Source organism: Polyangiaceae bacterium (genome assembly GCA_020633205.1).
GTDB lineage: Bacteria > Myxococcota_A > Polyangia > Polyangiales > Polyangiaceae > JAHBVY01.
In genome coordinates this window covers 87,367-106,885 of the sequence record JACKEB010000013.1, presented here as the reverse complement: position 1 = coordinate 106,885, position 19,519 = coordinate 87,367, and the positions used below count along the sequence as shown (strand labels likewise).

Here is a 19,519-nt window from a genome sequence, read left to right as displayed (position 1 = left end):
CACAGCCACGCTAGCACCCAGGGGCGCGGCGTAGCGACTTTGGTACGCGGAGGTTCGTCTTCGAAACACTACCACGCGACGCGACTTCCGCGCTCCTCAGACCACAGCAGAAGCGGCGATTGGCTGTTCTCGAACGACTGTTTGCCTGGCGCTGCCGGATTGTTCGCCTCGTACTGCCCAAGATGTTGTTTGTTCGCGCGTCCCGGGCGCGAATTTTGTTTCTTGTTCGCGCCTCCCGGGCGCGAATCCGCGTGCACGGCTACCGCACTGCATCGACTGCGATCGCGGCTCGACATTGAGTTTGATTGGGCCGGTTTTTGGGGGGAGGCGCGCCGTCAGCACGGCAGGTCTGACGCGCTCTTCGAGCGCTGCCTTATCTAAGCGGCACCCTTGGTTCGCTACGCAGCGCCTTCATCGAGGCGACGCATGCCCTCGAGAAGCAGCGCTTCAGGGCTGGCGTTGATCACGCGGGAGTTGGTGACGAAGTTGGGGTCGAGCACGAAGTCGCCTTCGGTCAGACCGAGCATGGAATAGAAGGCCTCTTCGCCGCGCAGGCGGCCCCACATGGCGTTGTGGATGTCGCCCTTCACGAAGTGGATTTCCCCGGTCTCGCCTTTCGCGCGGATCTTCAGAGAGCCCGTCTTGCGGCCGTGCCAGAGCACCTGAACCATGTCTGGCAGGCTCATTTCGATAAGCGATCCCGAGACGCCGCGGGTCCCACGGCCACCCGCGTGGCGTTCGAGGATCTGCTTGAGCTTCGCGACCAGCAGATCCGCCGCGACGGGCTTCGTCATGTAATCGGCGGCGCCCAGCTCGAACGCGCGCTGCGCATCAGCGCGGCCGGATCGCCCGGTCAAGATGACCCACGGAAGCTCGCGTCCCCACTCTTGCTTGCGCGCCTCTGCCAGCAACGCGAACCCATCCGCTTTGGCCAAATCGAGTTCGCTGACAACGACCTCGACGTCGCCCTTCTCGAGCATCTTTAGGGCCTGTTCGCCGGTACGCGCGACCTTCACCTCGAAACCTTGCTCGACCATGCGCAGCTCGAGCACCGTCGTCTCTTCGGGATCCGGATCGACCACCAGGGCCATGTGCCGATCGGCAAGCAAACGCGCCTTAAGGTCGTCTCCCGTCACGGTGTGTCGGAAGAGGTCGACCAGGTTCGGGTCGAACACCTTTTCCTTGTAGCGACCCAACACCTCGCAGGCCTGGATTGGACGTAGCGCGCGGCGATAGGGATTGCGCGGATTCTGCGTCAGATCCGCATACGTGTCCGCGATGGCGAGCAAGCGGGCGCCAAGGGAGATCTCTTTCCCGCGCCCACCCCCGGGCAAACCCTCTCCGTCAAAGCGCTCATACATTTGCTCGATGGCGCGCGACGTCTCCCGCGGCAGCTCAACTGCCTCGAGCAGACGGAGCGGCGCCTTGTAGAGCTTCTTTGCTGCGACGCGGTGGCCCTCGTATTCCGCGACGTTCAGCGCGGTGAGGTGGTAGGCGCTCATCTTGCCGAGGTCGTGGATGTAGCCCGCCAACACCATCGCGGCGCGGTCTTGCTCGCTCAGGCCGATGCGCTCGGAGATCTTCTTCATCAAGCGGGCGACTTGCGCGGAGTGCCCGCGTAGGTCGGGACGCGATGTCTCGAGCAAGCTCACGAGCACGTTCAGCGTCTCGAGGTAGGAGTCGCTGGTCACGCCGCCGCGCCCGGTGCCCCCTGCGGTGCGCTGCTCCTTCAAGTCGCGCTCGTCGTACATCTGAACGCGACCGCGCTCGTCCGCCAGGGAGAGGGACATGCTCTCTTCGCTGACGAGGTTTCGCTCGTAGACGTTGAGCATCGTGGTGAACTGTTCGTGCGCCGAACGGTCCAACACGGCGAAGGCGTGGATATCGCCGTTGTACGCCTTGTTGATCGCCGCCTTCACCGACGCGGGCCGCGCGACGAAGGCGTGCACGTCTTTCAAGCTCGCGGCGAGCTTGATCTCTTGAATCGCGGCGACGTTGTCCGGATCGGCCATGACGACGCTGAGCGCTGCCTTCTCGTGGTCGAAGAGCACGGGAAAGATCGTCTCTTTTTCCGCGAGGGACTTCGGCACCTTGTCCAAGGTGAAGCGATCGATGTCAGCCTTGGACAGTTTCTCCGTGGAAACGAAGCGGGTCTTGTGGAACGCAGCAAGGAACTTCAGCAGCTGCACCTCGTCCATGGCGTTCGTCTCGATGATCGCCTCTTCGATGCGACCACCCATACGTTGGTGATACGCGATGATCGCCTCCTGTTGCTCAGGGGTAATCAGCCCCTTCGCAACGAGGCGCTCCACCATGCGAACGTTCCCGGTCGGATGCATAACTTGGACTTCTTCTGACCCTCTGGCGCTTGCGGCGCAGTGCACGTCCAAAGGCGCGTAGGCCCTCTCACGCTACCTGCCCTGTAGCTAGGCACAATCTCAGTTCGACTTCATCGTCAGTTCACACGACAGGGACCCGACGACGCTCTTTTGTTTCTACAACAGCAGGGCGCGAGCCGTCACGGGCCGCCAGGACGCTCCCCCCAATCCTCCCACACACCGAGCCGGATGTCGGTCAGCAGTTCGACCCTTTCGCGGTCGCCCTACTTGGAGGGCTGTGTCCGCTCGAATGCATCCGCGCTCACTTCATGGCCTGGGCTGGCTGCCGTCGCCGGGCACGCCAAGGCGGGGTGTGGCGTGGCGATCCCTCGCTGGAAGGGAGTGGGGGGAGAGGACCAGCGTTTCGCGGTGTCCCGCGCTTGACTCGGTTGGGTCTGGCGGCTAGAAGATGCGCCCTTCAATCGCCAGGAGCGAGAAATCCCAGTTGGATTCCTCCCCCAGGGCGCCTGAAGTCCCTGCAAAGTACTCAGTTTCGCTCTCCACGGGAGCGGGCTCCTGGGTTCGAGGGTTGGTCGCGCGGCAGTCGTCGGCGCTCCAGCATCTCGCCCCGGGCAGGTCCAGCGAGCGTTCGCTCCGAAGACGGACCCGAGAAGAATCGTCAACCAAGCGTGGCACTGCCCGCGCCTTTCACTGGAAATCCAGTAGTCGGATAGAACATGCGTACGTTCGTGGCCAAGCCGGCCGAGGCCCAAGCTACTCGCAAGTGGTGGGTCGTCGACGCCAAAAACAAGTCCCTCGGTCGTCTGGCGAGCGAGGTTGCAAAGGTCCTGCGTGGCAAGCACAAGGCGACCTTCACCCCCCACGTCGACACCGGTGACTTCGTGATCGTGATCAACGCCGAGCAGGTGAAGGTCACGGGCAGCAAGTTCGACGACAAGAAGTACTACCGCCACAGCGGATATCCGGGCGGCATGACCACCCGGAGCTTCGGTGAGTTGATCGCTCTCAAGCCCGCGGCTCCTATCGAGTTGGCGGTGAAGGGCATGCTTCCGAAGAACGCCCTCGGCCGGAAGATGATCAAGAAGCTGAAGGTGTACGCCGGCGCGGAGCACCCCCATGCGGCACAGGCTCCTGCGGAGCTTTCGTTCTGAGCACTGGCTCAGAGAGCGAGACTGAAAGATGAGCGAAGAACAAGTCAGCACCCCCAAGGCGGCCACCCCGGCTCCCTGGTACGCCACTGGCAAGCGTAAGCGCGCCGTGGCCCGCGTTTGGTTGCGCCCCGGCAGCGGGGAGATCGTCGTCAACGGCGCGCCGTTGGATGAGTACTTCGAGCGCCCCACCTCGCGCATGATCGCGCGCCAGGGCCTGGAGCTCCTCGAGATCAGCGACAAGTACGACGTCTTGGCTACCGTGGTCGGTGGCGGGCACAGCGCCCAGGCGGAAGCGATGCGTCACGGCATCTCTCGCGCGCTGTTGGTGGAGGACGGCGAGCGTCGCCGCACCCTCAAGCGTGCTGGTTACCTCACGCGCGATGCTCGTGAGAAGGAGCGTAAGAAGCCCGGTCAGCCCGGCGCCCGCAAGCGCTTCCAGTACTCCAAGCGCTAATCCGAGAGAAGCGCTTGAAGTCAGCCAACGCGGCGCCCGGTTCCCGAGCGCCGCGTTGCTGCATTTCGGGGACAAAGCTGCGGCGTTCAGCGGCACCAGTTTTTCCTCACGGAATTCGATCAGAGAGACGGCAGGAGCAGGCAAGATGACTCAAGACACGCTGCGAGTTGGCATCGTTGGAGCCGCTGGGTACACCGGCGCCGAGCTCTTGAGGTTGATCCACCGCCACCCACGGCTTCAGTTGACCTGGGTCGCCGGCAACAGCAACGCCGGGCGCAAGTTGTCCGAGGTGCTCCCCGGCACCTTGGGCGTGCCCGGTGTTGGCGATCTAACCATCGAACGTTTCGAGCCGAGCGACGCACCTCGCTTGGCCAAGCAGCTCGACGTCGCATTCTGCTGCCTTCCCCACGCAAAGAGCGCCGAGGTCGTCGCCAGCCTGTACTCCGAAGGGCTGCGCGTCGTCGATCTCTCGGCAGATTTCCGCCTGCGTGCCCTGGACGACTACCGCACCTGGTACGGCGAGCACCCCGCGCCACATCTCCTCACGGAATCAGTCTACGGTCTCCCGGAGCTTCACCGGGAGGCTCTCAGAGGCGCTCGCTTGATCGCCGCTCCAGGCTGCTACCCGACAAGCGCGATTCTTCCCCTCGCACCGCTGCTCTCCGCTGGGCTGCTAGACGTCAAGAGCCCGTTCATCGTCGACTCCAAGAGCGGCGTGAGCGGCGCCGGGCGGACCCCAGGTGCGGGCACCCACTTCAGTGAGACGAGTGAGGGGATCCGTGCCTACAAGGTCGCAGGTACGCACCGCCACACCGGCGAAATCGAGCAGGAGCTATCCATTGCCGCGGGGCAACCAGTGCAGGTCGTCTTCACCCCCCACTTGGTGCCGATGACCCGCGGCATCCTCAGTGTGGCCTACTTGAAGCCGAAGCCCGGTGTGGATGCGGAGCGCTGCCGCCAAGCAGCGAGAGCGCTCTACCCCGCCGGCGGCCTAGTCAGCGTGATGCAGGACGAGCTTCCGGACACCCTGTGGGTGCGTGGTTCCGCCCGAGCCCATGTCGCCTACCGCCTAGACGCACGCACCGGCACGCTGCTGGCATTTGGCGCCATCGACAATCTGACTCGCGGCGCATCCGGTCAAGCGCTGCACGCGCTCAACGTGGCCCTGGGCTGGGACGAGGACTTGGGCCTGCCGCAGCTTGGTCAGTTCCCTTGAGCCCCTACCTGAGGCGTGCCGTCTGAGGTTCGCGCCTGCGCCGGCGCGCAGTTGTCCCTTGTTCGCGCCTCGGGGCGCGAAAAAGAAATGCGAACACAGGCGAGCAATTCTGTACGGCCACGCGCACAGTCCGGTGCTTGTTCAATGATGCCCAGCGCTTAGAACAGACCCACGACAGCAACGTCACGCGTTCGACCAAGCTCGCCTCACCTGAGCGGGACTCCTGACAACGGAACGTCAGTAGGAAGCGCTGGGGAGGTAGACCCTGCGCCGCGTGCCGGGGCTATGCTGTTGACCTCGCGTCCAGAGCGCGACTTCCAGCAGTTAGCTCGCGCTAACGCGACCGCTACACGCCAAGCCGGCGGAGGCGCCAGATCCCCCATGAGTTCCCCTTTCAGACTGCGCAGCGACTTCACGCCCCGCGGCGACCAACCCGAAGCGATCAGGAAGCTGGTGGCTGGCATCGAACAAGGGCATCGCTGCCAGACGCTGTTGGGCATCACGGGTAGCGGAAAGACCTTCACCGTCGCCAACGTGATCCAGAAGATGGGCCGGCCGACGCTGATCATCGCGCCGAACAAGACCCTCGCCGCGCAGCTCTACGGCGAGATGAAGGATCTGTTTCCCGACAACGCGGTGGCGTACTTCGTCAGCTACTACGACTACTACCAGCCGGAAGCTTACATCCCGTCCTCCGACACGTTCATCGAGAAGGACGCGATCATCAACGATCAAATCGACCGCATGCGCCACGCGGCGACCCAGGCGCTGCTCTCGCGCCCGGATGTGATCATCGTCGCGTCTGTTAGCTGCATCTACGGCATCGGCTCCGCAGAGAGCTACCAAGGACTCTTGATCCAGATCGAACGGGGTCAAGAAATGCGCCGAGACGAGCTGCTTCGGCGCCTGGTGGACATTCAGTACGAGCGCAACGACATCGACTTTCATCGCGGCTGCTTCCGTGTGCGCGGCGACATCGTGGAGATCTTCCCGGTGTATGAGGAGGCACTCGCTATCCGCGTGGAATTCTTCGGGGACGAAGTCGAAGCGATTAGTGAGGTGGACCCCTTGCGCGGCCGCGTGCTGGGCAGCCTCGATAAGTACTCCGTCTTTCCAGGCTCGCACTACGTCACGCCGCAGCAACACATGCGGCGCGCCATCGACAACATCCGCGCTGAGCTGCGCGATCGCCTCGAGTACCTGGACAAAGAGGTGCGCTTCCTTGAGAAGCAGCGCCTCGAGCAGCGTACACAGTACGACCTGGAAATGCTCGAGACGATGGGCTTCGTGCAAGGCATCGAGAACTACTCGCGCCATCTGTCCGGGCGCTCACCGGGGGACCCGCCCCCTACGCTCATCGACTACTTCCCCGACGACTTCCTGCTGGTGATCGACGAGAGCCACCAGACGGTGCCGCAGATCGGCGCCATGTATCGCGGCGACCGTTCCCGCAAGGAAACGCTCGTGGAGTTCGGGTTTCGCCTACCCAGCGCGCTCGACAACCGTCCGCTGAAGTTCGACGAGTTCGAACAACACATGAAGACGGTGCTCTTCGTCTCCGCCACGCCTGGCGACTACGAGCTCCAAAACAGCGACGGCGAGCCCGTCGAACAGCTGATCCGCCCTACTGGCCTGATTGATCCGGAGATCGAGCTTCGGCCCGTTGCCGGGCAGGTCGACGATCTATTGGAGGAGATCCGCCTGCGCGTGGAAGCGGACGAGCGTGTCTTGGTCACGACGCTGACCAAGCGCATGGCAGAAGACCTCACGGAGTACTACGCCGAGCTGAACATCCGCGTGCGCTACCTCCACTCTGACGTGGAAACCCTCGAACGCATCGAGCTCCTGCGCAGCCTGCGCGCAGGCGAGTTCGACGTCCTGGTGGGCATCAACTTGCTCCGGGAAGGTCTCGACCTACCTGAGGTCAGCTTGGTGGCGATCCTTGACGCCGACAAAGAGGGCTTCCTGCGCTCTGCTCGCTCACTGATTCAGACCATCGGCCGCGCCGCGCGCAACGCCCGCGGCAAGGTGTTGATGTACGCAGACCGCATCACGCCTTCGATGAAGCAAGCCATCGACGAGACCACTCGACGGCGCGCCATCCAGGAGGCGTACAACGCCGAACACGGTATCACCCCGGAAACGGTCAAGCGCGCGATCCTCGAGGTGAGCCCGAGCGCAGGTACCAGCGACTACTACGCAGTGCCCAAGGGCCCGAGCCGAGCCAAGGACGGCAAGAGCGAGTCTCCAGCTGACGAGGCGGCGCTGGCGGAGCGCCTGGAGGAGCTACGCCAAGAGATGTTCAGCGCAGCAGAGAACCTCGATTTCGAGAAGGCCGCTCGCTGTCGCGATGAGATCAAGCGGCTGACAGGTAACTCTCCAGCAGATGAGCCCGCGAGCGGCCCGCGTTCCCGTGGGCCGCAATCCGCTGCGGCGTCCAGTCGCCCTCGAGGCAAGCTCGGCAAAGCTGGGCCCGCTTCATCCAAGCCAAGCTCGCGGGGCAAGCGTGGTGGCGCAGCCCCTTCCAGCGGCGGCCGCAAGCGTCGCTAGACGCCGTTAGGCGCACGCCGAACGGCTAGCGCCGTAGCGGCCAGTTCGGGTGCCACGGGTGGGCGCGCTGGAACGCCTGGGCTGCTTCAAGCACCAGCTCATCTCGTTGCAGAGGCCCAACGATTTGCAGGCCCACTGGCAGCCCAGCGTCGGACAGCCCCGCGCGCACGGTCGCGGCTGGGTTCCACGACAAGTTGAAGGGGATGGTGAACGACGCCACGCTGGCGACGCGCTGCAAGCGGCCATCCGTTTCCGCCGGGAACGGACCCTTGGCGGGCGGTGCGTCATAGGGCACCGTCGGAGTCAGCAGCAGGTCGTACTTTCCAAACAGCTGAGCCACCCATTTCGAGAGCTCGGCCCGACGGCGCGCCGCTTCCCCCCACCACTCCAGGTCGAGGCCCGTCTCGGCCATGCGAATCGTGCGCAGCACGGACCGCTGTAACAAATCTCCGTGACGCTTGAGCTGCGGGGCGAGGTGCGATCCTAGCTCGAACGCACCTATCAGACCCCAGTCAGCGCCGAGCTCCGGTGGACCGCCTTCGATTTGCTCCACGCTGTGTCCGAGATCTTCGAACACCTTGACCGCGTCCCGCACGACGCGCGCGACATCCGACTGCACCACCGCGTATCCAAGATCGGCGCTGTAGGCGACCCGCCACTTGCGCTCGCGGGCTTGCTCCAGGTGATCGAAGTAGCTGAACCCAGGGTGCGGCAAGCTCATCGGATCGAGCGGGTGATGCCCAACGACTTGATCCAAGAACAACGCGGCGTCTTCGACGGTTTTGGTCAGCGGGCCCCACACCGAAGTGCGACCAAAGTCCCAAAACTCGAAGGGCCCACGCGCGACGCGTCCCATGCTCGGCTTGAAGCCAAACGCTCCCACGAAGCTCGCGGGGATGCGGATGGATCCGCCGCCGTCGCTCGACGTGTTCAACGGCAGCGCCTCGGCGGCCAGCAGGGCTGCGCTACCACCACTCGATCCTCCCGGCGTGTGTTCGGCGCTCCACGGAGAACTGGTTGTGCCGTAGACCAGGTTCTTGGTGATGGCTGTCGTGCCGAACTCGGGCGCGTTCGTCTTCCCGATCACGATCGCGCCCACGGCCTTGAGGCGACCGACCTGGATCGAATCCCGCGCGGAAACGTTGTCTTTGAAGAGCAATGACCCTTGAGAGTTGATCAAACCCTCCGCGTCCTCCAGGTCCTTCACCCCCAGGGCGAGTCCTTCGAAGATGCGCCCTTCGCCTGCCATCAGTCGCGCCTCAGCAGCTCGCGCCTCCTGCATCAGCACGTCGGGGTCCCTTGGACACACGAGCGCGTTCAGAGCTGGGTTCACTTCAGCGATGCGCTCGAGGGTTTCGCGCATCAGCTCGACGGGGGACACCTTGCGGCTCTTGAGCAGCACGGTGAGCTCGAGCAGCGTGTTCGACAGCAGGCTCATGACGTGATTCTGCCAGTCGCGCGTGCGGCTGTCTCAGCGCCTACGAACACCCTAATTTTTTAGGGGGAGAGGTCCACCCTCCCAGTGACTCACACCAGCTTGTCGCGCTTACCAGCCTTCAAGCGATCCACGACGGCGCGCACGTCCTGGGCGCGTTCCCGTGGGATCACGAGGAGCGCGTCGTCCGTCTGAATGACACACAGATCTTCCACGCCGACCAACGCCACGACGCGATTGTCGGCGCGGGGACGCGTGTCCCAAATCAGATTCCGCTTCGCGTCGACCAGGACCGCTGAACCCGGTGCAACATTGTGGTCGGCGTCACGCGCTCCGAGCTCCCAGCTGGACTCCCAGCTCCCGAGATCGCTCCAGCCAAAGCTGGCAGGCACCACGTTCAGCCTCTGCGCGCGCTCCATCACGCCATAGTCGATGCTGATCGACTGCACGGCCGCGAAGAACTTCCGGGTGGCTGCTGCCTCGGCGCCAGGTGACTTGCGCGCCGCGTCGTCGATCTTCGTCAGTCCGGCGTGAAGCTCCGGAAGGTGTTGCTCAATCTCCGCCAGCATGTCGGCCGCGCGGAAGATGAACATGCCAGCGTTCCAGACGTACCGCCCCGACTTCAGGTAGCGATTCGCGGTCTTCAGATCCGGCTTCTCGACGAAGCGCTTCACCGCGTGCACGTCCTTCAGGTCTGACGGCTTGCCGAGCTCGATGTAGCCGTAGCCAGTCTCGGGGCGCGTCGGCTGAATCCCGATGGTGGTGATCACACCCGATTTCGCCGAGCGGATCGCTAGCTTCACTGCGGCACGAAAGGCCGCTTCCTTCGCCACGTGCTGGTCACTTGGAACGACGACGATGATCGCCTTCGGGTCTCTCCGCGCGGCAACAAGCGTCGCCCAGCCGATGCACGGCGCGGTGTTCTTCGCGACAGGCTCGCCCAAGAAGTTCGCTTCGGGGATACCTGGCAGCTGACGCTTGGTTGCACCGAGCAAGTGCTTGCCGGTAGCGATCAGGATGTTGTCGGGGCTAGTGATGCGCGCCATGCGCCGCACCGTGCCGGCGATCAGCGACTCGTCGGTACCCGGCGCGATGCTGAGCAACTGCTTCGGGTTGAGCCGCCTCGAGGCTGGCCAAAAACGCGTCCCGCTGCCTCCAGCCATCACCACTGCATACACATTCGACATGGGCGGGACTTATCCTCTGAACTCAGACGCTGCAACCACGGGAAGTCACGAAGCGAGCGGGCGCACCTCTCCCCCGAAAAAACTCCCGGCGCGGACTACGCCATGGCGGCGCTGCTCAGACCTTGACGAACAACAACGTGTAGACGCCGAGGGGCAACACCCACAGCGCAAACCAAGCGAAGCCGTTGCGAATCACCACGCGCCTCAGCAGCACCAATGCGATCACACCGACCGCAAAGGCGATGCCTGCGCCGAGCAGCGCTGGTCCCATGCCGTGCAGCGAGTCGAGGTGTCGCGACTCGAGCACCACGGCGCCCAACACGGCGGGCAAGCTCATCAGCATCGAGAGCTCGAACGCGCGCGCCGGCTTCACGCCCAGCCACAGCAACACCGCGATCGTCGAGCCGCTGCGACTCACACCTGGCAACACCGCGATGCCCTGCGCGACGCCGACGAGGAGCGCGCCAACCCAAGTCGGCGTGTCCTTCTCCCCGGGCTTTGCCTTGATCGTGGATAACAGGAGCAGCGCCGTCAGCAAGAAGCCCAAGCCAATCGCGAACGGCGACTGCGTGTACTTCTCCACTGCCGCCCGCATCAACAGCCCGATGACGCCGGTCGGCAAGGTCGCCAACACGACGACCAACACGTCGCGACCTCCGGGAGTCTCAGTGAAGCGCTTGGGCTGCGCGAGGCCCCGTACGCCTTCTCGAACGGCAGCCATCAGACGCTCGCGCACCAACAGCGCAGTGGCCGCGAGAGTGCCGGCGTGCATCACCACACTCAAGGTGAGGCTTGGCTCACCCATGCGCATCAAGATCTGGCCCAGCGCAAGGTGCCCAGAGCTTGAGACGGGAAGGAACTCAGTCAGGCCTTGCAGCACTCCGAGCACGATGGCTTCGACGAACGGAGACATGAGCCCGCGATGTACAGGCGTACGCGCCGAGTGCCACCCGGAAAACACACTCAGCGCGAGAATTGCTAACTTGTTCGCGACTCCCGGGCGCGACAGTGTCGATTGTTCGCGCCTCCCGGGCGCGACAGTGCTGATTGTTCGCGCCTCCCGGGCGCGAAGTGGCCAAGCGCAGTCAGGCCTCGGACGAAGCCGGGCCTGAACGAAGCGCTGCTCAGTTGTAGGTGATGTTCAGCGTGAAAGTGCCAGACTTGCCGCCGTACCCATCAACGAACACCCAGTAATCCGCGTTCGCCGTTGCGCTGAAGGTGACGCTTTCGCCTGAGCCAGACGCGCCATCATCCGCGCAATCGAGTTGGGTGCCACCAGCGCAGGACCCGCTGCGGACGTAGAGCACCGGGTCGTAGCTGCTCGAAGCAGTCATGGTCGCAGTGTAGCTGCCGGTCGCGGGCGCCACGAAGTGGTAGACGAGCTCGGGTCCGAAGCCTCCTCCGGTGCCGCACGTGCCCGCGTAGTCGTGCGTGGAGTCCACGGTGCTCCCGGTGACGCTCGCGGTGTTCCCGCTGAACGTCAGATCTTGACCGGGGCACACGTCGTTGGCTGGGGGCTCCGTAATCGTGGCGTTCACGTTGTAGCTGCCGCTGTAGCTCGCAGAGTAGCCGTCGATAACCAGGTAGTACGTGGTGCCGCTGGTCACGGGAACGCTGAACGTCTCCGTCCCGCTGCTGCCCGTGTCGTCGTTGCAGATGAGGTCGGACTCACCACACGTGGTGGAGAGTGAGATCTCAGAGTCGAAGCTCCCGGAGACCTCCACGGTCAGCGTGCCATTCGTGGGCGCTGTGAGCGCGTAGACGGCGTCGCCAGCGGCGCTGCCGCAAGCGCTGCTGCCGTAGTTGTCCGGGCGCGTCGACGTGTCGCCGCTCGCGGACCAGGTGTAGGGTCCGCTTCCCGACCAAGTCGCCGCTTCCCCAGGGCAAGTATCGCCGGGCGTCGCCGCATACAGCGTGGCGTCCAGGGTAAACTTACCGCTGTCGCCCCCGTAGCCGTCCACGATCGCGTAGTACTTGGTGCCAGCCGTGACCCAGAGCTCGATCTCCTCCGGCCCGCTCGAGTCCTTGCACGCGGCCTCGTAGATATTGCAGCCGCTCTCATGGATGTAGAGCACTGAGTCGAAGCCGCTCTCCGGAGTGAGCGTGAAGACGAGGCGCCCATCCGTATCCGGCGTGACCTCATAGATCACATCTGGTGACGAGGCGGAGCTACCGCAGCCACCGGTCATATCCGCGATGGCACCCACTGTCGAGCCGCTGACAGTTGCCGTACGGATACTACCCGAACCGGTGAAGCTCAGTGCTTGCCCTGGGCAGGAGTCCGCGACGCCGACCCCCGTTGCGCCAGTGCCACCGGTTGCGCCGGTGCCGGCGGTGGCTCCGGCTCCACCAGCGCTCGTGCCGCCGCTGGCACCAACACCCCCTGATCCATTGGCCTGGCTGCCGCCAGCACCCGCGTTGCTTGCTCCACCGCTGTCCGCACCGCCGCTGTTGTAGGCACCGGCCGCGGCGCCTTCCCCAGCGCCTGCTGTGCCACCGCTGCCAGGGTCCGCACCGCCGCCGCCCAGCTGCCCTGCGGAACCGCCCATCGGACTTCCGCCCGCACTGTCCGTGGCGCCGCTACCAGCGGTCCCTGCCGAAGAGCTACCGGCATCACCACCAGAACTGTCCTCGCGATCCATGTGTTTGAGCGTCTGGGACTCCGCGCAGGCAGACAGGAAGATGGCGGCACTCAGCAGCGCCGTGAAGTAAGTACGAAGGTTCATAGAAAAGCTCGCAGAGCCTCCTCTACGTCAGAGGAGGTTTCGCAGCGTTGTCGTCTACGGGTCTGCAGACGCTCGCTTGGGGGAGTGGGATGGCCCGTGCCTCAGACAGACACGCGCACGCTTCCAGGCTCTTCGATTCGAGAGAATCAGTCGGAGCGCCGGAAGAGCGCGGAGCATAGTCGAAAACCATCGAACTCAAGCTTTAAGCAGCCTGCGCTGCGTTTCCCCGCCGCATATCCAATGGCGCTGGAAACGCGACTTGCTGCAGGTACTACCGGAGATCCGTATACTCCGCGCCGGTGTTCACGAACGACCTGCGCTTCGAAGGGTTCACGACCCAGGATTGGACTCGCCTCGCGAAGGCGTTTCGTCCGCGACCCGGTAGCTCGGCACCCAGTGACGTGGGCGGTGGCGTGGTGGTGGTCACGTCGGAGGGCCGTCCTGTCAAACTGCTCTCGACACGCACTGGACGTATTCAGCTGACGGGGGCACGTGGCGACCGCTCGGTCAGCGCCCTCGAGTGGCCAGTCAGCCTCGAGTCTTTGGCCAAGGCGTTCGACGCCCACTGGGCGGTGGAGCTCGAGTGGTCGGCGCTAAACGACTTGGTAGATAGCTGGGCGGAAAAGCTCACGCCAGAGCATGACGCGTTCGATCAGGTGGTGGAGTTCCTGCGCTCGGCTCAAGAGGTCGAAGCGAACGGCAAGCTCCAAGCCTGGCCCTGGAAGATTTCCGCATGGCCATTACCCAATCAGAAGCTGAAGCTGCGCGCGCTGGATCTGGTGTGCCCCGATGGCAAAGCGCTGGTGCTTGGTGTGTTCGAGCGGGGCAGCCTGTTTACCAGCATCACGCTGAGGCGCCGCGGAAACGGCTTCGACCTGCTGCTCGGCCCAGAAGAGCTACGCGAAGACATGGGCCTCGTGAGCGGCGACTGGACGCGGGACTATCGCCACCTGCTACGCGCCGTGGAGCACCGCGTGGGCCCGGTTGCCGTGGGTTGCTTCGCGGAGCTTGAGACCTTCCAGAAGCTGAGCGAGGCGTCTCACGCCGGGAGCTGGGCAGCGGCGGTGGCGGCGCGGGACGTGGTGCTGTCCCCCGTTGTGCCCGCGCTCGCCATCCCGCTTGGAGTGGACGCTGGGCGCGCTGCGTTCTTCGCGATTCGCGATCTGGCTGAGCGTGTCGGCGTAGGCAACCTGTTCGGTGACGCGAGCCCGCTGGCTCCAGCCTTCGAGCGCGTCAAAGCGGCAGTAGAAGACCGCGACGTGGTGGGATTGCTAGGCTTCGATCCGTTCGATCTGCTGCGCAGGCTGCTCGCTCGTCGCGATGACGACGCGAGCTAGTGTCCTGTCTCCGTAGTTCGCTACAAAACTCCCGCGCCCCCCTGAGGGTGTGGGCGCACGAGTTTTGCGCCTTCGCACTACTCTTGAGACGAGGAAACGCTGTGTTGACCTGTTCAGCGAATCACAGATTCGCCTCACTAGCTCACAAGCCGCCGAGCATCACCGTCAAGGTCGCGCCCCCGCTCGCGTAGGCAGTCGACGACTGTTGCTCAGCGTTTTGCACCCGAGGCATTTGCCCTGCGGCAAATAAGAGGCCGAGCCGCGCGCCATGAAACGCAGAGTCCAGGTGCCGGAACAGGTCGAGGTTGGCGCCAGCGAACACCGTGGGGTAGAGCCCGTTCACGCCGACGGTGGCATTGGGCAGCTGATCATCGCAGTCCACACCGTAGCCATCGCTGCCCTGGCAGTACTTTCCGTTCGCGTCGAGACTGAGTAGGCCCACACCACCCGTTAGATGCACTTCGGCCCACTCGCTCTTGGAGGTCGCGCGGAAATCGAGAGCATACTCTCCACCGATGCGCGTCATGGAGTAGCTCGCGTGACTTGCCCCGCCGCTGGCGCGCGTCCCGTAGAGCAAGCCGCCCATGGCGAACCGCTCGTCGGAGTCGACATAGGTGCGATAGCGCACCATGGGTTCGCCGTAGGCGCCTTCGTCCCCACCACCGATCACTCGGCCACCAACGCCCAAGCCCTTCACGCCGATCAGATCTTCGGGATCGAACATGCCTGCCCCTTGTTGGATCGGCGACCCCTCGGGCTCCGCCTGGACGGCACCGCTCAAGAAGTACCCCGGAACGGCGCCGACCTGGAGTTCTAGGTTGCTGCGCGGCTCAGGCGAGATCGCCTGCCCCGTGACGGTGGGCACCGGCCCCAGCGTGGTGCATCCAGCGAGCCAGCCTGCTGCAACCCCGAGCATCGCCAGGCGCACGATGCGGTCGATCCAAATCCCCCAGCGCTCCCCTGCGGGCAGGGCCTCACGGGCGCCAAGATCCGAGGGTGAGCCGTGCTCGAATTGGTCCATGGTCAATCCAGAGAGCAAGCGCCTTGCCAACCCACCCGGGCGCGCTGCACCGCTCCGAACGTTGGCCCGTGGCGCGGGCACAACGGAATTTCCACGGGTTTTCTCCTCCGCTGTGCAGCTGCTTACGCGGTCAGCCCCGTGCGTACCTGTGTCGAAAGCGCAACACTGACTCTTCCTTACCGCAGGGTGCCAGTCTGCCCCAGCGCGGCGAGGATCTAGTGGAGGGTGCCGTCCGTCGCCATATTGGTGGCGATCTCCGGCTCCTCGTCGGCCGCCGCTGCTTCTTCCGCGAGGATACGTTCAACCTCGGCGTCCATCGTGCCGTTCGCCATCTTCGCAAACATCACGAAGTCAGCGAGCAGACTCCACTTCGGGTAGTCGAAGGTCGCCGGCTTGTTCTTCTCGATGAAGAAGTGGCTGATCCACGCGGGGCCGTAGCCCATCACCGGTGCGAGCAGCAACAGCGACTTGCGGCCGGTGAGCAAGCCACCGACGGCGCAGCCGAGGGCCATGCCCGTGCCGACGAAGTGAAAGCGTCGCGTCAGCTTGTTCTTGTGCTCACGCACATAGTAGGGCCAGAACTCTTCGAAGCTTTCGAACCGCTTGCTCATGGACTCTCCTCGAATGGGACGGGAACGGGCAAAGGTTACCCCCCGGCCGCGCATTGGCCCACCCCAGGGAACCAAAAAGTCTCCCCTCACCCCCAGCGCTGCGGTGGGCACTAGTCGAGGAGCTTGTCGACCGCGGCCTTCAACGCGTCGCGCTGCATCACGCTGGAGCGCACCAGGCGCACGCTGCCCTCTTTGTCGATCAGCACCAAAGTTGGCAGCGTCGATACGCCGTAGCTCTTGGCAGCCGCTCCGTCAGGATCGAAGACGCAGGGGTAGGAGAGCTTTGTTTGCTTCGCGAAGATTTGCGCGGGCTCGAGCGCGTCTCCGGTGTCCACGCCGACCACATGCAGCTGCTCGCCATACTCCCGGGCTATCTGGTCGACGATTGGGGCCTGCATACGACACGGTCCGCACCAGCTAGCCCAGAAGTCGAGCAACACCGGCTTGCCCTTGAGGTTGCTCAAGCGGATGCGGCTGCCTTCGTCCCCTTCGTGAATGACCTCGAGCGCGAAGTCCGGCGCTGCCTGAGACACCAGCGGGCTCTTGCTTGGATCGAGTCTTGGCAATAGCACCAAACCAAAGACGAGCGCCGCGACCAACACCAACGCAGCGGTGATGTAGATCTGATTCGGGTTTTCCTTCGCCTTGGGTTTGGGCCGGGCAGGCTCAGAGTCGCGGCTCATCTGCTGAGTGCTCTACCTGACCCTTGCACACCTCGCCAGCGGTGCTGCGAGAAAGTCCCCGAGACTCATTCGGTGGTGCCTACGCCCGCGCTGAGGAGTGAGGATGGTTTGGGGGTGAGGACCATCGCAGCTGCCGGGCGCGCCAGCGCTTGCTCCTCGAGGCGCTGCGTCACGCTCGCGTGGAGATCGGCCCATCTTCGCTCCGCGCGGCGAGCGCCGCTTCCGAGGCGGCGCTCCCGAGCACGGGCAGGCGGACCCTCAGGCGTGCCCCTCCAAGCGGACTCTCGAGGGCGGTCACGAGGCCTCCGTGCTCGACCACGATCTTCTTCACGATCGCGAGGCCGAGGCCGGTCCCGTCACTCTTGGTAGTGACATAGGGATCGAACACTACCTTGCGCTGATCCTCGGGGATACCCGGGCCGTTGTCGTCCACGTCGAGCACGACCTGCTCGCCCTGGCGTTCGATGCTGACCTTCACCCGCGGGCGCGCTCCAGAGGCTTGCTCCGCGCTGGCCTGAGCCGCGTTTCGCACGAGGTTGACCAGGACGCGCTTGAACATGTCGCGATCGAGCAACACCGGAAGCTCGTCCTCCGGCAGCTTGATCTCCAGGTCCACCGAGGAGTCTTCGGGTAAGCCAAACGCCGCACCGCTCGGGATCACTTCGTCTTCCTCTTCGACCACGGATGAGCGGCCCTGGAGCTCCCGCAAGACATCACCGAGGTCCGCTTCCTTCAGCTCGGCGCGCGGTAGTCGGGCGAAGTTCGAAAACTCGCTCACCAGGCGCCGCAACGTGCCGACTTCGTCCTCGACGATCTCCAGCGTGGTGTCGAGCATGCGCTTGTAGTTCGCGTCGGCCCCTGGGTAACGGCGGTGGATCTCCTGAACGGCGAGCTGAATCGGCGTCAGCGGATTCTTGATCTCGTGGGCAAGGCGGCGCGCCATCTCTTGCCACGCGCCAATGCGCTGCAGGTACTCGATGCGCGCCCGGCTGGTCTCGACCTCCATCACCATACGGTTGAAGGCTGCCGCGAGGTCGGTGATCTCATCTTGCCCCTTCTCGGGAACGCGAATGTCCAGATCCCCTTCGCCGACCTTTTGGGTGGCTTCCGCGAGCTCACCAATCCGCGCGGATACACTTCGAGCGAGGGTCGTCCCGACCCCGATCGCCATCAAGATCGTGATCCCCAGGAGCGCAGAGAAGGCATACAGGCGCCCTGAGTCGTCTCCCTCGCGCCGACGTTCCACGGTGCGGTATGCGTCGAGAAAAGTGGAGAGCTGATCGCGCTCCTGAAATCGCTTGGCCTCCGTGGCGAACACGGCAACCAGCTCGGGCGGATTCTCCACTGGTGCGTCCGGATCCACCAGAGGCACCCGCACCTCGAGATCGAACTCCGTCGCGGGATCGAACGCCTTACCTCGAGTGATCTCACCCAGAGATTCTCCGTCCGCGTCCTCCACGCTCAGCGTGACCAGATCGGGCTGCTTCGGGAACAAGCGTTTGAGCGCGCGATCGACGGCGGCTTTATCCTTGCGGAACACAGCGCGGCGCAAACGCGTGTCCTCCGCCATATTCGCCGCTCCGCCCCGCATGCGCGCCTTCACGGCGCGAGCGAGATCCTGATAGACGTCTAGCGCGTCATCCAAGCGGGTTCCGACTTCGGGCGTATAGAAACGCGCCGAGGTCTGACGCACCATCCACTCTCCCATGGCGATCGCAGTCACCAAGGGGATGAGCGCCGTGAGCACGATGGCCAGCGCCAGACGTCGCTGGATCCGTCCGACTGCCATGTCCTGGATTCTCGACGCAGCTTCCAACGAAAAGCCAGAAAAACCCGAAGATCACCTGAGTTCGCTGGGCTGCCCAGGCAACTCTCGGCGCGCTATAAGGGCGCAATGCAAGCACAGCCGAAGAATGACCCGAGCACCCGGCTGACCACACGGGTCTTCGACCTGCCCTCGCTCTCCTTGCACTCGCTGCATGTGCCAAGCAACCAAACGGACGCAGAGGTCGTGATCTGCCTGCATGGCTTCCCGGACATCCCCCGCGGCTGGACACCCCTGCTCGAGGAGCTGAGCGGGGCCGGCTTTGCTGGCTACGCCCCTTGGCTCCGAGGCTACGCGCCAAGCTCCATTCGTGGCCCGTATGACCTCGAGCGACTCGCGGATGACGTGCTCGAGCTGGCAGACGCCCTGAGTCCGGAGCGCCCCGTCAGCCTGGTCGGCCATGACTGGGGCGCGCTGATCACCTATCTGGCCATCGCGCGAGCTCCTGAACGATTTCGCCGCGCAGTAACCCTAGCAGTCCCGCATCCACTGGCGTTCTTGCGAGGAGCGAACCTGCGCCAGCTGCGGCGCTCCTGGTACATGCTGTTCTTCCAGACTCGCTTCCTACCTGAGCGCATCCTTCCCAAGGACGACTTCAAGTTCATCGATCGCCTATGGGAGGTCTGGTCGCCAACGTTCGAGCCCCCCGGGGATTACCTCGCGGAACTTAAATCTTGCTTGGAGCAGAGCCTCCCGGCTCCCATCGAGTACTACCGCGCCTTGCCTAAGGCCATACGCGACCTGCCCCGCGTCGGTGGTCAAACGAAGGACATTCGGGTGCCGCTCCTGTATTTGCATGGCGTCCAGGACGGCTGCGTCGGCTGGCAGCTCATGCAGGGGCAAGAACGCTTCTTTTCCGCGGAGCACCAGAGTGAGCTGCTCGGCGGTGTTGGGCATTTTCTCCAGCTGGAGAATCCACGCGCGGTAAACGCACGCATCCTCGACTGGCTGCGCTGCTAGCAGCCTCGCCCTCACGGCTGGCCC

The 19,519-nt window shown here is 64.3% G+C and carries 15 protein-coding genes; 6 read left to right on the top strand and 9 right to left on the bottom strand.

What is annotated here, in order from left to right:
- Positions 1-398: 398 nt before the first annotated feature.
- A complete protein-coding gene (locus H6718_16780; GenBank protein MCB9587057.1) occupies positions 399-2,339 on the bottom strand; it encodes a DUF4388 domain-containing protein in 1,941 nt (646 codons plus the stop codon).
- 716 nt (positions 2,340-3,055) lie between these two features.
- On the opposite strand from H6718_16780, the gene rplM reads away from it, so the two are divergent.
- The 4 genes from rplM (at position 3,056) to uvrB (ending at position 7,710) form a co-directional block, all read left to right on the top strand.
- Positions 3,056-3,490, top strand: coding sequence for a 50S ribosomal protein L13 (rplM, locus tag H6718_16775; protein MCB9587056.1), 435 nt, complete (start codon positions 3,056-3,058; stop codon positions 3,488-3,490).
- A 28-nt stretch (positions 3,491-3,518) separates the two neighbouring features.
- On the top strand, positions 3,519-3,944 hold the full coding sequence (rpsI, locus tag H6718_16770) for a 30S ribosomal protein S9 (protein ID MCB9587055.1): 426 nt from the start codon (positions 3,519-3,521) through the stop codon (positions 3,942-3,944).
- Positions 3,945-4,089: 145 nt separating this feature from the next.
- Entirely contained in the window at positions 4,090-5,160 is a 1,071-nt protein-coding gene (locus tag H6718_16765; protein MCB9587054.1) for an N-acetyl-gamma-glutamyl-phosphate reductase, read from the top strand.
- Positions 5,161-5,541: 381 nt separating this feature from the next.
- Positions 5,542-7,710 carry an excinuclease ABC subunit UvrB gene (gene uvrB / locus H6718_16760; protein ID MCB9587053.1) on the top strand — a complete coding sequence of 723 codons (2,169 nt, stop codon included), beginning with the start codon at positions 5,542-5,544 and terminating at the stop codon, positions 7,708-7,710.
- 25 nt (positions 7,711-7,735) lie between these two features.
- Here the strand turns inward: uvrB and H6718_16755 are convergent, their stop codons facing one another.
- The 4 genes from H6718_16755 to H6718_16740 form a co-directional block, all read right to left on the bottom strand.
- Positions 7,736-9,148 (bottom strand): amidase, encoded by a 1,413-nt coding sequence (locus H6718_16755; GenBank protein MCB9587052.1) that lies wholly within the window; start codon positions 9,146-9,148, stop codon positions 7,736-7,738.
- 89 nt (positions 9,149-9,237) lie between these two features.
- Positions 9,238-10,332 (bottom strand): mannose-6-phosphate isomerase, encoded by a 1,095-nt coding sequence (locus tag H6718_16750; protein ID MCB9587051.1) that lies wholly within the window; start codon positions 10,330-10,332, stop codon positions 9,238-9,240.
- A 115-nt stretch (positions 10,333-10,447) separates the two neighbouring features.
- The gene (locus tag H6718_16745; GenBank protein ID MCB9587050.1) at positions 10,448-11,245 is read right to left on the bottom strand and encodes an undecaprenyl-diphosphate phosphatase; all 798 of its coding nucleotides are present in this window, start codon (positions 11,243-11,245) and stop codon (positions 10,448-10,450) included.
- Positions 11,246-11,456: 211 nt separating this feature from the next.
- Positions 11,457-13,058 carry a hypothetical protein gene (locus H6718_16740; GenBank protein MCB9587049.1) on the bottom strand — a complete coding sequence of 534 codons (1,602 nt, stop codon included), beginning with the start codon at positions 13,056-13,058 and terminating at the stop codon, positions 11,457-11,459.
- Positions 13,059-13,357: 299 nt separating this feature from the next.
- On the opposite strand from H6718_16740, the gene H6718_16735 reads away from it, so the two are divergent.
- Entirely contained in the window at positions 13,358-14,395 is a 1,038-nt protein-coding gene (locus H6718_16735) for a hypothetical protein (GenBank protein ID MCB9587048.1), read from the top strand.
- 142 nt (positions 14,396-14,537) lie between these two features.
- Here the strand turns inward: H6718_16735 and H6718_16730 are convergent, their stop codons facing one another.
- From H6718_16730 to H6718_16715, 4 genes are all read right to left on the bottom strand, one after another.
- Complete coding sequence (locus tag H6718_16730; GenBank protein ID MCB9587047.1) at positions 14,538-15,416, bottom strand: hypothetical protein; 879 nt, start codon at positions 15,414-15,416, stop codon at positions 14,538-14,540.
- Between the two features lie 215 nt (positions 15,417-15,631).
- Positions 15,632-16,027 (bottom strand): DUF962 domain-containing protein, encoded by a 396-nt coding sequence (locus tag H6718_16725; protein MCB9587046.1) that lies wholly within the window; start codon positions 16,025-16,027, stop codon positions 15,632-15,634.
- A 110-nt stretch (positions 16,028-16,137) separates the two neighbouring features.
- On the bottom strand, positions 16,138-16,710 hold the full coding sequence (locus tag H6718_16720) for a TlpA family protein disulfide reductase (protein ID MCB9587045.1): 573 nt from the start codon (positions 16,708-16,710) through the stop codon (positions 16,138-16,140).
- Positions 16,711-16,879: 169 nt separating this feature from the next.
- Positions 16,880-18,499 carry a HAMP domain-containing protein gene (locus tag H6718_16715; GenBank protein MCB9587044.1) on the bottom strand — a complete coding sequence of 540 codons (1,620 nt, stop codon included), beginning with the start codon at positions 18,497-18,499 and terminating at the stop codon, positions 16,880-16,882.
- Positions 18,500-18,604: 105 nt separating this feature from the next.
- On the opposite strand from H6718_16715, the gene H6718_16710 reads away from it, so the two are divergent.
- Positions 18,605-19,495, top strand: coding sequence for an alpha/beta hydrolase (locus H6718_16710; GenBank protein ID MCB9587043.1), 891 nt, complete (start codon positions 18,605-18,607; stop codon positions 19,493-19,495).
- Positions 19,496-19,519: the final 24 nt, after the last annotated feature.

Bases quoted from the DNA above. Each gene is read 5' to 3' on its own strand.
- uvrB (MCB9587053.1), top strand. From the start codon at position 5,542: ATGAGTTCCCCTTTCAGACTGCGCAGCGACTTCACGCCCCGCGGCGAC.
- H6718_16745 (MCB9587050.1), bottom strand. From the start codon at position 11,245: ATGTCTCCGTTCGTCGAAGCCATCGTGCTCGGAGTGCTGCAAGGCCTG.
- H6718_16740 (MCB9587049.1), bottom strand. From the start codon at position 13,058: ATGAACCTTCGTACTTACTTCACGGCGCTGCTGAGTGCCGCCATCTTC.
- rplM (MCB9587056.1), top strand. From the start codon at position 3,056: ATGCGTACGTTCGTGGCCAAGCCGGCCGAGGCCCAAGCTACTCGCAAG.
- H6718_16765 (MCB9587054.1), top strand. From the start codon at position 4,090: ATGACTCAAGACACGCTGCGAGTTGGCATCGTTGGAGCCGCTGGGTAC.
- rpsI (MCB9587055.1), top strand. From the start codon at position 3,519: ATGAGCGAAGAACAAGTCAGCACCCCCAAGGCGGCCACCCCGGCTCCC.
- H6718_16710 (MCB9587043.1), top strand. From the start codon at position 18,605: ATGCAAGCACAGCCGAAGAATGACCCGAGCACCCGGCTGACCACACGG.
- H6718_16780 (MCB9587057.1), bottom strand. From the start codon at position 2,339: ATGCATCCGACCGGGAACGTTCGCATGGTGGAGCGCCTCGTTGCGAAG.
- H6718_16725 (MCB9587046.1), bottom strand. From the start codon at position 16,027: ATGAGCAAGCGGTTCGAAAGCTTCGAAGAGTTCTGGCCCTACTATGTG.
- H6718_16750 (MCB9587051.1), bottom strand. From the start codon at position 10,332: ATGTCGAATGTGTATGCAGTGGTGATGGCTGGAGGCAGCGGGACGCGT.
- H6718_16715 (MCB9587044.1), bottom strand. From the start codon at position 18,499: ATGGCAGTCGGACGGATCCAGCGACGTCTGGCGCTGGCCATCGTGCTC.
- H6718_16755 (MCB9587052.1), bottom strand. From the start codon at position 9,148: ATGAGCCTGCTGTCGAACACGCTGCTCGAGCTCACCGTGCTGCTCAAG.
- H6718_16730 (MCB9587047.1), bottom strand. From the start codon at position 15,416: ATGGACCAATTCGAGCACGGCTCACCCTCGGATCTTGGCGCCCGTGAG.
- H6718_16720 (MCB9587045.1), bottom strand. From the start codon at position 16,710: ATGAGCCGCGACTCTGAGCCTGCCCGGCCCAAACCCAAGGCGAAGGAA.